This window comes from Cytophagales bacterium (assembly GCA_033344775.1).
Lineage (GTDB): Bacteria > Bacteroidota > Bacteroidia > Cytophagales > Cyclobacteriaceae > JAWPMT01.
This window is the reverse complement of the sequence record JAWPMT010000004.1, coordinates 1,590,732-1,606,408: the sequence shown is the minus strand read 5'-3', so window position 1 is coordinate 1,606,408 and position 15,677 is coordinate 1,590,732. Positions and strand designations below refer to the sequence as shown.

The window sequence follows — 15,677 nt, the reverse complement described above, 5'->3', positions numbered from 1 at the left end:
TGGTTTTTAACCGTGAACCAACAACTAGCTAGCATAAAGTGTATCAGTAGACGTTAAATGCTGATTCATTTAAGCGTAAGACAAAAATGCCCGACGATATGAACCGTGTTGATTCCTGCACTACCATGAACAATTGTGTTCAAGGCGATAGCTGTATGATGAGATTTAGTAAATCTCTTATAGGGTTAAAGTTCAAGAATACTAGTGATTATCCCAATTCAACGTCGTTTTTTCGTTCGAGGTATTCAATTCTTTCTGCTACCTACCTCGTATTTTTCTCAACTCTTTCCAACATGCTTAGAGCATCGACTTTTATTCGTTTGGCAGCACTGTCTTTTCTGCTGGTTCCAATTTTATCCTTTGCGGAAGGCTCGAAAAACCTGACTCCTTCGGCTACGGGTACCGCGACTACTGCAAATAATTTTGTCGGATATCTGATGCACGACCAGGAATTTGGTACATCGGGTAATTTCCTGAATGCAGCGGCTACTGCAGATGAAAGACTCTACATTCATATTAAGGCAGGGGAGACGGTATACATGGGATTTCGTCGAATCTTACCATTGACGAACTTCCGATTGGGAGGTAATACTTTTGGAAATGCCACACTTACCCTTCGTGAGAATGATGGTACTTTGGTCAATACATTCGGCTTTACGGCGGATGCCGGAACTACGCAGAGTTCTGGTTTTGCATCAGGAACTGGTGTGATAGAATCATACGCAGAAGCACTGGCTGGTCCTGCGGCGGTAGTGGGTGTCTCAGGATACAATGCGATTTCTTATACCAACACGACAGGCAGTGATCAGGACTTTTACATTGAATTGGTAGAAGCGGGTGGTGAAGAGAGCTGGTACGATTTGTGGGATGTCTCCGTTTATGATGGCACGACAGAGAAGCCTGGTCGAATGTTTTGCAAAAGATGGGCGTTCAATGGTGGCGCTTTCGGACAACAGTTTTCAGACGACTTTCAATTATTCATAAGGATCCCATCAACAGTAGCTGGGGCAAGTGCCGGGAATTACATCAAAGAAATTGACCTGGCAGGAATTGAGCCATTTGCGACCAGTGTATTCGCCAACAGTACCGGTGCCAGTATAGCTGGAACTTCGGACCTCAACGGTGATGGAGTGACCGATTTTAGGGATGCCAGAAGATCTCAAGATAATGACGTTGGAGGATTGGAATACGATATTTTCATCAATAACCCTGACGTAGAAATTTATGCCACAACCATTTTACCGACTGTTAGGATCACCCAGGCCGTTTTTGGCTGTAATGGAGATGGTACAGGTGGAGAGGCCAGTATCACCATTGAAAGTAATCAAAGTGGAGTGATCGCCGTTTTTCTTGATCTGGATGGAACACCTGGTTACAATGATGGAACAGAGGATGTCATTCTCGAACAACTCATCGACGCTTCCTCTGGCACAGGTTCAGCAACAATCTCCTGGGATGGATTAAACGGATTTAATGCCACGGTTCCGAGTGGTACCAGTATCAACATCAGTGGTCGATTCAGTGCAGGTCCTTTGCATATCCCACTTTTTGATCCAGAAGTTAATGATGTGGGGATCAACATGATTGATGTGAGACCACAGACCAGTTTTGACCTCATTTATTGGGATGACCGGTCTACTGGCCTGAACTCCTCGCCGAATGTAGAGTTGACGGGTACCAATACAGGGCAACATACCTGGAATGGTAATACGGGTGATGGCATTACCGTAAACACCTGGTCTTATGGGTTTCTGCAAAGCAACACGGAAAATGTGACTTTCAGTTTTGATTGTGATCCTGATGGAGATGGGGTCAATGGTTCTAATGATTTGGATGCTGATAATGATGGTATCTTAAATTCTGTAGAAGGTGATCCTTATAGTGATGCAGATGGCGATGGCGTATTTGACTATTTGGATGCGGATTTTGCGGGATATGTTGACAGTAATAATGATGGGGTCAATGACAATTTTGATCAGGACCTGGATGGCGTCATTGATGCACTAGACCTGGATAGTGATAACGATGGAGTGCCTGATCTACAGGAAAATGACCAGCCTGATACCAATGGGGATGGTGAACTTGACACATTTGTTGATGCCACGGCCGATGGTGTTAATGATTCATTTCAAGGGGCATCTGTTACGAATAATTTGACAGCTCCTGATGATTGTCAGGAAGCTGATGCACCAACCCATACCTTTACCTTTACGGGAATATCTACGCTGGATGCGACAGCTGACGTAGATCTTATCTTCGATATTCAGGGAGATTATGGCCCACAAGCCAATGAAAATTTCACTGTTTCTGTTGATGGAACAGGGCTGGGAACAACTTTTGATCCGGGTGGAGCGGATTGCGCATTAACAACGGATTTTACAGTAACTATTCCACAAGCGACATGGAATGCGAATAATGATGATGGAGCAATCACCATTGTCGTACAAGCAGGAACTGGTGTTAACGATAATGTGGGTGGTTGTAATGATGCTGATGGAGATGGCATTGAAGATGGTTCATGTCTTTTTAATATAAGAGCTTCTTATACGGTAACCAATCCAACGCCAGGAACAGCCTATACATTGATCGATACCGATAGTGATGGAGTCAACGATTTTCTTGATATCGATTCCGACAATGATGGTATCGTGGATGTCATTGAGTTTGGAGGTTCGGCGGATGCAAGTAACGGGCAAATTGCTGGTTTCACAGATACGAATTCAAATGGGTGGAACGATACACAGGAAACGGTAGCGCTAGCTCAACCAGATACGGATGCCGATGGCACTTTATTCGATGCTCGCGACATTGATTCAGATAACGATGGAATTCCTGATAATGAAGAAGCTCAGACCAGCGCATCATTCATTGCCTCAGTGGCTGGTGATACCAATGGAAATGGATTGTTGGATATATACGACCCAACAAATGGCGGTACCTTCCTACCAACAGTAGATACCGACACTGACGGAACGGCCGATTACCTTTCATCCGATGCTGATGGCGATGGGGTAGCTGATATTATTGAAGGCCACGACGCTAACTTCAATGGGTTTGCTGATTGGGATACGAACAGTAACAATTTACTTGAGACCGCAGACTTTTCAGGATTCGATAGCGATGGCGACAATGATGGACTTTGGAATGTTTTTGATACTGATAATGGAGGTACAGCCGCTCCAACTCAAAACACCGATGGGGCCGATAATGATGATTGGCAGGATACGGATGATGACAATGACGGTATCCTGACTTCAGGCGAAGATACCAACACCAATAACGACTTTACTGACGATAAAACACAAGGACAAGGAGGATCATCGGCTACGCCGAATTATTTATTCCGTGGTGATTATGATGGTGATGCCATCGTAGATGCGCTAGACGCGGATTCTGATAATGATGGGATATTAGACGAAGATGAAGACAATGGTGAAACTGTCAATCCTAGTGAAGATACGGATGGTGATGGTATTCCAAACTATAGAGATGCAAGTGACGCTGCAGTTACAGGCGCCCTGACTTCTACTGCTGATTCTAATGGCGATGGCATTTACGATGTATTTGATTCCGACCTGGACGGTGTACCCGATTTCCTCGACCTGGACAGTGATAATGATGGCGTTTGGGATGCAGTAGAAGCGAATGAAGGAGCTGTTCCATTTGGATTGAGCACGACTACAGGACAATTTACACTTCAGGACCCTGACAATGATGGGATCATGAATTTTGTGGATACCGACGATGTATCTGCGGGCGGGTCTTCAGATCTGGCCAATCCTGATACGGATGGTGATGGCTTGAGTGACTACCGCGATATTGATAGTGATGGCGATGGAATACCCGACATTATTGAGACCCAGACAACAGCTGCATTTTTTGGTTTGGCCAATGCAGATGCAGATGGCGATGGAATCGACAACAATTTTGATCCGGATGCAGGAGGAACGTTAATCACTCCGGTGAATACAGAAGGCCAGGATGTTCAGGATTACCTGGATACGGATTCCGATAATGATGGCGTACTGGATGTCATAGAAGGAGATGATGTAAATCAGGATGGCTTTGGTGACTGGGATGCCAATCAAAATAACCTCCTGGATGATGGCTCATTCAATGTAGATACAGATGGTGATGGACTGTCAGACCTGTTCGATACAGTGACCAAGGGAACCGCTGGAAATGAAACCGGATCAAATGCAGATCTCCAAAATACTGATGGTATTGATTTTAGAAACTGGAGAGATAGCAACGATGATAATGACGCGGTAGCCACTGCTGACGAGGACGCCAACAGCAATGGCAATTTTGCTGATGACTTAAATGCCGATCCTACAGCTAACATACCTGACTTTTTGTTCTTTAATGATTTTGATAATGATGGAATAACTGATGCCAATGACGGTGATTCGGATAACGATGGAATTCTGGATATCAATGAAGCTGGTGGTGAAAGTGTAGATCCATCCGGTGATGCGGATGCGGATGGAATTCCAAACTTTAGAGATGCGGATATAGTAGGGTTGACCTCAACTGCTGATACCAATGGAGATGGTGTTTTCGATGTATTCGATCAAGACCTGGATGGTATTCCTGATTTCAGAGATCGAGATTCTGATAATGATGGAGTTCCGGATCTGATTGAATCCGGAGGAGCAGATACGGATGGTAATGGTATTGCCGACGGAATAGAAGATGCTGATAATGACGGTATCCCAGACGATGTTGATGTAGATAGCACAGGCGGGGTAGACAGTGATGGCGATAGCATCGATGATGCCTTTGATTTCAGCATCGTCGGAGGAACTGACACAGATGGCGATGACATCATAGACGGTTCAGATCCTGATTCAGATGGAGATGGGATTGCCGACACTTATGATGCGGATAATGGTGGAGCTACCATAACTCCTGCAGATTACGATGGAGACGGCCTGGTAGATTACCTGGATCGGGACAGTGACAATGACGGAATTCCTGACTTGATTGAGTATGGTGGAACAGATACGAACGGTGATGGTGTACTGGATGATCTTACTGATACCAACACAGATGGTATGGCGGATTTGGTGGATGTCGATAATGGTGGCACAGCCCTGACCCGACCTGATTCAGACAATGATGGGATAAGAGATTATCAGGACCTGGATAGTGATAACGATGGGCTCACCGATACCGTGGAGAGCGGTGGTTCCGATACCAATAACGATGGTGCGGTGGATGATTTTTCTTCGGATACCGATGGCGATGGCCTTGCTAACTCCGTGGATCCTGACAATGGCGGAACACCAATAGGCAACTCAGATCTCGATGGAGATGGTGTCCTCGATTTCCGCGACCTGGATGTAGACAATGATGGTTATCCGGATATTTTGGAAGCAGGAGGAACGGATTCTGATAATGACGGGATTGTAAATAATCAGCTAGATACTGATAATGATGGGGTACCGGATAACGTCGATGTGAGCCAGTTCGCGACCAATGGTGGTAGCGGAACAGATACAGATGGTGACCAAATCGACGACACGTTTGATGTGGATCAAACGGGAGGCAGTGATTCGGATGGTGATAGCATTGATAACACCTTCGATACCGATGCCAATGGTGATGGGTATGATGATGCCGTGGAGGCCAGTCCCTACGGACAAGACGATAAAGAAGGGGATGGAAATAAGGATTTCAGAGACATGGATTCTGATGGTGATGGTATTCCTGATGTGACGGAATTCGGTCAAACAATTAATACTGCGAATGCACAGATCAGTGGTTTTACTGATAGCAACAGTAATGGTTGGAATGATACCCAGGAATCTACTCCGATCAATCCGGTAAACAGTGATAGTGATGGACTGGAAGATTACAGAGATATCGATTCGGATGATGATGGTATTGTTGATAACCTGGAGGCGCAAACGAATGGGACATTCATCGCGATTTCTGATACAGATTCGGATGATGACGGTTTAGACGATGCTTATGATCCAGATAACGGAGGAACCATTTTGGTACCTGTCAACACAGATGGTACTGGCAGTGCCGATTACCTGGATTCAGATTCAGATGATGATAATGTACCTGATGCAGTGGAAGGAGCCAATGACGATCGGTCACAATTCGCGGATTGGGATAGCAACAGTAATAATGATGCAACCGATGAAGCCAGTTTTGCGATTGACAATGACAATGATGGTTTAAGAGACCTCTTCGATACGGATTTCAGTGCAACCTCTGCTAACGTTATCGGTTCATCCTCAAATGCACAGGACTCAGATGCTGATGGGACGTGGGACCATCAAGATACCGATGATGATGGAGATGGAGCGCTGACTTCTGCAGAGGATACGGATACTGCCGATGGTGATCCTACCAATGAGTTTGGTGCAGGCGGGTCACCAATCCCGGATTATCTATATGGTGTACAGGACAATGACGGTGATGGTCAGGATGATGTAGCGGATCTTGATTCAGACAATGATGGTATCCTGGATACGGACGAAGCGGGTGGCATTGCGATCAACCCCTCTGCGGATACCGATAGCGATGGAATTCCAAACTATCAAGATTCGGATATTGATGGCGATGGCACGGTAAACACGGCAGATACGGATACTGGAGGAGTGAATACTACGACCTTTACCGATTCCAACAGTGATGGGGTCATCGATCAATTCGATCGAGACTTAGACGGTCGACCAGACTTCCTGGACCTGGATTCTGACAATGATGGCATAACCGATATACTTGAAGTAGGATTGACCGATGGAAATGCAGACGGAACCCTGGACGAAGGATCAGGCATCACGGATACAGATAATAATGGATTGGATGATGCCTTTGGGACAGCAACGGTAGTGAATTCTGCTGATGAAACTTTGACAGCAACAGGGCCATTGCACACGATCAATTTTACTGTAAGTACAACGGACGTGTTGGTTGATGCCACCTTTTCCTTCGATATATCGGGAGATTATGGCCCTCAGGCAAATGAAGACTATACAGTGACCTTAGAAGGGGGTATTGATCTGGGTACATTTGATAATGCTGCTGGTGCAGACTGTGATGTGCTGAATAATAATATTACCATAAATGCAGCCGATTGGAATGCAGCCAATGATGACGGTACAGTGACCATCACCATTCAGGGTGGGACAGGTGTAAATCAAATTACCTGCACCGGTGCCACTTCCTCAACGTTAGCCAACGTGAGTGCTACATTTGCTGTTCTAACTCCGGTCTCTGCATCCGATACAGATGCTGATGGAATTAGTGACTACCTGGACCTTGATTCTGATAACGATGGTATTGTTGACAATGTAGAGGCACAAACCACTGCTGGTTATATTGCTCCTGTAGCGGGTGACACAGATGCGGACGGAATTTTGGATGTATACGATGGTAATAACGGAGGTACAGCAATAACTCCTGAGAATACCGATGGAACAGATAATGCGGATTATTTGGATACGGATTCGGACAATGATACCGTACTGGACAACATCGAAGCTTTTGATGCCGACAGTGACGGTTTCGCTTCATGGGATACCGATGGCGACAATGACATCACCGATGAAGGAGGGTCCGGATACAATGTGGATACGGACAATGACGGTCTGTGGCTCATCTTTGATAATTCTAATGGATTGGGTACCATAGCCAATCTTACTGGATCCAACAACAATCGTCAGGATACGGACGGTGATGGCGCTGAGGATTGGAGAGATAATAATGATGACAATGACTTGTTATTGACTTCTGCGGAGGACAATAATACCAACTCCAATTTTGCCGATGACTTTACGCAAGGTGGAGGTACTACACCTGATTACCTGTTCAACCCGGACGTAGATGGAGACAACATTTCTGATAGTGCGGATGCAGACTCGGATAATGATGGTATCCTGAACACCGATGAATATGCGGGTACAACCTATGCGGTAGGTTCAGACGTCTCTGGTAATGCCGGAACACCATTTGGGGATTCCGATGGGGATGGTATTTTTAATTATCTGGATGACAATGACGTCAACTTCACCATCACTGACGTAAACAGTGATGGCGTAGACGATCGGGTAGATCAGGACCGGGACGGGATACCTAACTTCTTTGACCTGGATTCTGATAACGATGGAATTTTGGATGCCATTGAAGCCAACAGTGGAGTGACACCTGCGATTGGATCATTTAGCACCAGTACGGGCAGATTCTCTGGAACAGATGGCGATTCTGACGGAATTGTTGATGCGGTGGAGTCAGCACCTTTGGCCAAGCCCAACTTTGATTCCGATGGCCTGGATGATTACCTGGATCTGGATACCGATAATGACGGAATCACAGATAATGTGGAAGCCCAAACAACCGTTGGAAGAGTCAATCCATCGGATACGGATACGGATGGCGATGGTTGGGATGATAGCTATGATCCTGATAATGGAGGAACAGCCATTGTGCCCATCAATACGGATGGTTCTTTCACCATTTCCGATACCGAGCCTGACTACAGAGACATAGATTCGGACAATGACAATGACGGCATAGGTTTCGTCGGTGATCAAATTGAAGGATTTGATGCCAATCGAAATGGATTCAGTGAGCTGGATTCAGATCTGGACCTGGATTTGACGGATGAGACTGGCTACAACGTGGATACGGATAACGATGGACTCTGGGATCTGTATGACAACTTCTCCGGAAGAGGAGTAAATAACATCAACGGAACCAGTGCTAATCTGCAGGATACGGATGGTGACGGTACCCTGGATTTCCGTGATCAGGATGATGATGAAGACAATATTTCTACCGCGGTAGAGGATGTAGACAGTGATGGAAATTGGACCAATGATAAGTTTCAGGGCGGAGGAGCTACCCCGGATTACTTGTTCTTCAATGACAGTGACAGGGACCGGGTAGCGGATGGCCAGGATGCCGATGGTGACAATGATGGTATTTCTGATACGAATGAATATGACAACACGATCTTGAGAAATCCATTTGGTGATCAGGATGGTGATGGCGTATTTAATTACAATGATCCTGACAATCCGAACCGACTGGATGGAACCACTCCTTTGACCGATGCTAACTCGGACGGGATTTGGGATGAGTATGATACGGACCTTGATGGTGTACCGAACTTCTTTGATCTGGATTCAGACAATGATGGTATCCCGGACATTGTAGAAGCCGGAGGAACGGACAGCAATAATGACGGGATTCTGGATGGGATAGAAGACTCAGATGATGATGGGATTCCTGATAATGTTGATGTAGACAACTTTGCCAGCAATGGCGGAAGTGGAGTCGATACGGATGGAGATGATATTGACGATACGTTCGATTCAGACCAGACCGCAGGAACCGACGCAGATGGAGACAGCATTTTGGATACCTTCGACTTTGATGACGATGGTGATGGGATCATAAACATCATTGACACGGATGAAGGTGGCGCTGCTCTGGCAGATGGGGATTTTGATGGAGATGGACTGGTGAATCGAATTGATCTGGACTCAGATAGTGATGGAATCACCGATCTCATCGAAGGCCGCGGAAGTGATACAGATGGCAATGGGGTGCTGGATACCACCGGAGATACCGATGGCGATGGTTGGGGTAATTTGCATGATCCAACCAATGGCGGAACACCACTTGCTTTGCCGGATACCGACGGAGATGGTAGTGAGGATTACCTGGATATCGATGCGGATGCCGATGGTGTATTTGATTACAATGAAGGTTTCGATGACGATGAAGACGACACGTTCACCGATGATTACACCGCTCGGGCAACCGCTTTTGGTAATGCGAGTTTCTATGATCCGTTAAATCTGTTCTGGTACAACGATGACGATGACATGGACAATGTGCCAAACTTCCTTGACCCTAATTCCGGGCGATTTGTAGATACAGATAGCGATGGGATCATTGATCTGTTCGATACGGACAATGGCGGAAATTTCTATGGTAACCTCGGTGGCAAGCCGGATAATGACAATGATGGCACGGAGAACTACATCGATCTGGATGGTGGTTTCATACTGAATACGACGACCATTACGACGGGTGAAGATCTCACTGCCGATAACTTTACAGTCGTATTGACCCAACAGCCGACCAGTAATGTGGTAATCAATGTATCCACGACCAGTGATGAGGCAACCCTAAGCACTTCGACACTGACCTTCACCAACGGCGATTGGAATATGGCTCAAACGGTCACCGTAACGGGTGCCAATGATTTTGATAATGACGGGGACATAGCTTACACGGTATTGGTATCGGTAAGTGATGCATTGAGTGACGATAATTTTGATGACGCGCCGAATCAAACGGTGAACGGAACCAACCTCGATAATGAAGGGTCCATTCGGGTGAGTACCAATACCTTGAATACATCGGAAGACCTAACAACAGCCGATTTCACGGTTGAGTTGACAGTAGCTCCTACGACTAATGTGGTGATTGATCTGACAGTTGCGGATTTGACTGAAGGTGGCATCAGCGGTGCGACGTTAGTATCTGATCAGTTGACGTTTACTAACGCGAACTGGAACATAGCACAAACAGTGACCGTAACAGGAGTTGATGACAACTTGTTGGATGGTGATATTGCGTACAACATCACCGCCTCTGTGAATGATCCAGCCAGTGATGATGGATTTGACGCAGCGGCAGATGAAATCATTGCGGTGACTAATGCAGACAATGATCAAGGATACATCTTGAGCAAAACTACTGCGACCACCAACGAAGATGGTACAACAGATCAGTTTACGGTAGTGCTGGATGTCCAACCTGCAACTGGACAAGTTGTAGTAATTGATTTGACGGAATCCAGCGATGAAGGTTCCGTAGGTCCAACACAGTTGACCTTTGATGAATTCAATTGGAATGTGGCACAAACGGTGACCATAACTCCAGCAGATGATGCCGACCTGGATGGTAATCAAGTTTACAACCTTACATTATCGATCAATACAGGTAGTACCACTGATAACTCATTTGATGGCCTGGCCGATCAAACGGTATCCGTGACCAATCAGGATGACGATACTTTACCATTGCCTTTGGATCTGCTCTCGTTCGAAGGTGAATATGAAGACGGTTCTGTATGGTTGGACTGGGTAACGGCCAATGAGAAGAATGTAGACTTCATGGCAATAGAAAGGTCGCTTGACGGGACCGAATATGAGGAGTTAGGAAGAATCAGTGCAGGCAATATCGAAACTTCGATCAATGAATATGCTTTCGAAGATGAGCGTCCTGTGGTAGGCTTCAACTATTACCGATTGCGAACGGTTGACTTTGATGGTTCCTACGAGTATTCCAATGTGATCATTGTGATGGCAACAGCTCAGGAATTTGAGATCAAAGCCTATCCGAATCCAGTGGTAGAGCGATTGAACATCTCAAGTACCTTGTCGCTGGGTAGCATGAGTTATAGCGTATATGACATCCGAGGAAAGTTGGTGCGTTACGGTAGATTCAGAGAAAACGAGTTCGATGCAGAGATCGATCTGTCACAATTGCCAACAGGCATCTATCAATTGATGATCACTTCACCGACCATGACTGAGCACATCCGAATCAAGAAGTTGTCGGATAGTCCATAAAAGTCCCCCTTTCTCGAAAGGGAGTGCACGAAGGGTGTGGGATTTTTACCGTCCTGCGGCCTTGCGGAATCTCAGTATTAAGAATTGTAGATTTAACCCTGTTAGGGCTCCAAGCCCCTAACAGGGTTTTTCTTTGTTGGAATTATCCAAAAGAAGCACAAAAATCCCCCTTCGAAGGGGGGTGATTTTAGCTAAACCTTTAAGGCCTCTGGAATCATGTAGAAGATGCCTTATAATTTTTTCATGGAAATCGTCGAATTTATCCTTAACCTGGGACCGTCATTCCCGGTATCACAGTAATATCATGAATATCTTTAGCTCTATAATTGATCGTACGGGAATCTCACCAAAGGGAATACCTGCTAACATACATTAAGATTTCGGTATTCTTTCGCTACGCTTCAGAAACCGGAATGACGGTAATGATTTAAGGCCGTCATTCCGTGCCTGCCGGCCGGACAAGGCTGGGATTGCATGCAGAGGTCCACAAAAATCCCCCTTCGAAGGGCGGCCCGCATAGGGGCTGGGGGATGTTAAATCTTCCCCATCACCTTAAAAAACTGCAACTCGTGCTTCTTATACATCTGCTCCGACCAGGCCTTCAGATCAAACTCAGCGTCTACGCTGACTTTCGGGATACCTGGAACATCTGGTATTTCAGATAACCCCGGAACCATACTGGCTAGTAGTGGCAAGCCTACCTTAAGCTTCAGGCTAGCAAGCTTTTTAGGCTCATTCATTCGAAGGAAAATCTCTTTTACTTTCTCGTCCATATCTCCGTGATGCAGTTCAAAAGCCCTGGCTAAAGCCTTGATCAGCTCTTGACGAATCTCATCTGTTTGTTCTATCTGTAGAGACGTTATTTCATCAAGTAGACGTTCATCCCAATCAGGAGGCAGGTTGGTCTTTAGATATTCATAATGCTCGACCTGCTGTTCATAGATCAAGTCCAGTTTGGAATGACTCTGTTGCAACATGCTTTGAAGTTTTTTGAATCCTTCAGCCATCGAATTATCTTCCTTATTAAGAGATACAATTCCTTCCAATAACTGACTCACAGAATAGAGGATATTATCATCTTTCTCTTCAATGTAGTGACTGTAAGTTGTAATTCCTTTACGCTCTAAGTTTCGTAACTGTTTGTATCGTACAAATTCATTTTCTAAATCTGGAAGTGGAATCAGCATTTTTGGTGAGTCACTGAACTTTCTATTAATCTGATCGATTAAGAACCGAATGATCGACATGAACTCTCGATTTTTTTTCGCCTCACCCTCCACGATGATCAGGATCTGATTCTGGTAAGCATTGATCATGGCCCGACTACCATCATGACTCAAAACACATCCCGTACGCCAGATGTGTTCCAGCATGCCATGCGTTTCCACCATGATCTCAGGAATGATCGAGCTAGGGATGTAAGTATATTGGTAGATAAACCTAAGGGCTTTAGTAGATTTTCGAAAAGGTTGGGTGATTTCTTCTGGAGCGTTTGTTTCCAGCAGGTCTGGAATGATAAAATGCTGTCGATCATTCACATAAAAGCATAGTTTAAATTCATTTAGAATATCTAATAGAAATTGTCTTTGATTTGGAGAATACTTGATTTTCTCGTAATTCTTAGGCTGATAGATTTGTTGCTTATCGGGCTCGTCATTGATGATGTATTCTAACCTATTAATTGAAACAATACCTTTACGTTCTCCGGCGTAGCTGGAGGTTAGGATTTGATATACCCCATAGGTGATCCAATAAGGATCCAACACATAGTACTCTTTTAAGTTTTTACGAATTCCTTCAAAATGCAACAACAAGCCCAAATCATGGAGAAACTTCACTAGACTCTCTTGTGAAGTTTTATTATCAAGTCCATGGAACTTACAGATTTTATGGAAACTTGATTCATCCAAGTAGCGACCTTCTTCTTTCTTTTTTTTGGTCTCCTCTTCTAATTGTTTTTTGATCGGCAGCCAGCGTTCATCAATCTCTGTCTCGAACATTTCCGCTTTCGGTATCCATTCTTCCAGAAGCATTACTAATTTTTCGATGTTTTCTCCATCCAAACAGGAAACTTTCAGGAAGCCTTTGATCTGTGGAAATTCCTCACGCAAGTTGGCTTCATTTTCGAAGCCAAAGCCTTTGTTTATATCAATCTGATTAGCAATGACAATGATTGGAGAATTTCCGCCAGTGGCTCTGATTCTCTGAACCCAGTTCCGAACTTGATTAGAAACCTGTTTATCTTTCCGAGCATCAAGAACAAGGATGTAAACAGATCGATTGGTTAGGAAAAACTGATGCGTCGAGTTCATGATCTCCTGTCCTCCAAAGTCCCAAAAGTGACCCGTGATGTCTTTCAATGCGCTTTCATCTGGGAAAGAAGGACAAGTGCCAAATTCAATGTCTTCAATATTGATCCCGTCTGTTTGCGGTTCATTCTCATCGAAAGAACCATCTTTTAATCGCCGTAACAGGGAAGTTTTACCGGCCTTAGGATCACCGATAAGGATCAGTTTGACTTCATTGAGTTTAGCTTTATTCGCTTCGAACCATTCGAGAATTGCTTTCCTTCCTTGGTTGACGATTTCTGGTGATGGAGTACTTATTGGATTATCTTGAATAGAGATATAATGACCATCAAAAGAATTGACATCTAATTTTGTCCGTTTTAGAAGAGGAACTAATCTCGATAAATCTCTAATTTCATTACTAGCTAGATTAAGATATTCCAATCTAGTCAAAGAATTGACATGATCAATATTAACAATCTTGTTGTAAGAGAGATTTAATTCAACCAATCCCTTTAGATTCTTTAGAGGGCTAATATCTGTTATTTGGTTATTCGATAGGTTCAATACTTCAATTTTATTAAGTTGATCTAGGAATGATATATCATCAATATTGTTATCGCCAAGGATTAAATCCTCTAATTCTTTCTGTCGACTTAAGTCAATGTTTGAGGTATTTGTGCCATGTAAGTAGAGGCTTTTGATTTTAGGAAGTTGTTTTAGGAAAGAGAGCGATTTTAATGGATTACCACCGAGATTTAATTCAAGTAATTGGTTTGAACTATAGTCTTCACTTAAGTATTCTATTTGATTTGAATAAGCTGAGAAATATTGAAGATTGTGTAAATCAGGAAGAAAGTTTGTGTTTGATACATTGTTATAATTTAGTTCTAAGACTTCTAGCTTAGACAGATTTGCAATTCTGTTTACAGAACTGAATTGATTATTATCTAAGTTCAAAGATCTGAGATTCGGAGTTCTTTCAATGAAGCGAAGGTCTTCTAAATTATTCCTTTCTAGGTTTAATGTTTGAAGACTACTTAATTTTCTACTAGGGTTAAAAGTGGACAAATTATTATCTCCGAAGTTCAGTGTCCTTAGTCTTTGTAAGTACCCAATATGTTTGGATTCAAAGACTCTATTAAATTTTAAATCCAAAACTTCTAGGTCCGGAAGTGTCTTTAAAACCTCTATATCATCAAAATTATTTTGACTTAGTGATAAGCTTCTAAGCCTATTCAATCCCTCAATGAAGTTTATGTCTGTAAGTCGATTTTCATCTAAGGTTAAGTACTCAAGCTGTTTCAGGTTGCTTATGGAATAATAATCTAATATATCATGACAGTTAGAAAGATCAAGTTTTTTTAAGTTCTTTAAATGTTTTAAAGCGTCGATATTAAATATTCCTATTGAAGTGTTTAAGTCTTTCTTTGGAATGTTGCCAATTCGAAGGTCTTCCAACTGCTCAAGTTTTTTTATACTTTCAGGGATGCCTTCGATATTCAATGAATTTGATTGAATATCTTGCTCAGAATCATAGAATTTGCCATCTTCTATGTAGTAGTTCATGAGATTCAATTCCCTCAACCACGTCAACTCAAAAACCTCTTTAGGGATCTCCGATAATCCGGTAAACCCCAAATCCAACTTCCCCGTCCGTTCCTTCTTCTCTTCGTGAATCAATCGTAATGCTTCTTCCGACATAGCAGTGCAGTGTGTTTACCCTGGATACAAGATAACGCCTGTGTGTGAGAAAGTAAAAAGAAGTGAATTCCGTTTT

The 15,677-nt window shown here is 43.8% G+C and carries 2 protein-coding genes; one reads left to right on the top strand and one right to left on the bottom strand.

What is annotated here, in order from left to right; all coding sequences use genetic code 11:
- Positions 1–293: 293 nt before the first annotated feature.
- Complete coding sequence (locus R8G66_15670) at positions 294–11,609, top strand: T9SS type A sorting domain-containing protein (protein MDW3193810.1); 11,316 nt, start codon at positions 294–296, stop codon at positions 11,607–11,609.
- Positions 11,610–12,142: 533 nt separating this feature from the next.
- Here the strand turns inward: R8G66_15670 and R8G66_15665 are convergent.
- The gene (locus R8G66_15665) at positions 12,143–15,601 is read right to left on the bottom strand and encodes a COR domain-containing protein (protein MDW3193809.1); all 3,459 of its coding nucleotides are present in this window, start codon (positions 15,599–15,601) and stop codon (positions 12,143–12,145) included.
- Positions 15,602–15,677 lie beyond the last annotated feature (76 nt).

Excerpts from the sequence above, each read along its gene's own strand:
- R8G66_15670 (MDW3193810.1), top strand. The coding sequence starts at position 294 with ATGCTTAGAGCATCGACTTTTATTCGTTTGGCAGCACTGTCTTTTCTG.
- R8G66_15665 (MDW3193809.1), bottom strand. The coding sequence starts at position 15,601 with ATGTCGGAAGAAGCATTACGATTGATTCACGAAGAGAAGAAGGAACGG.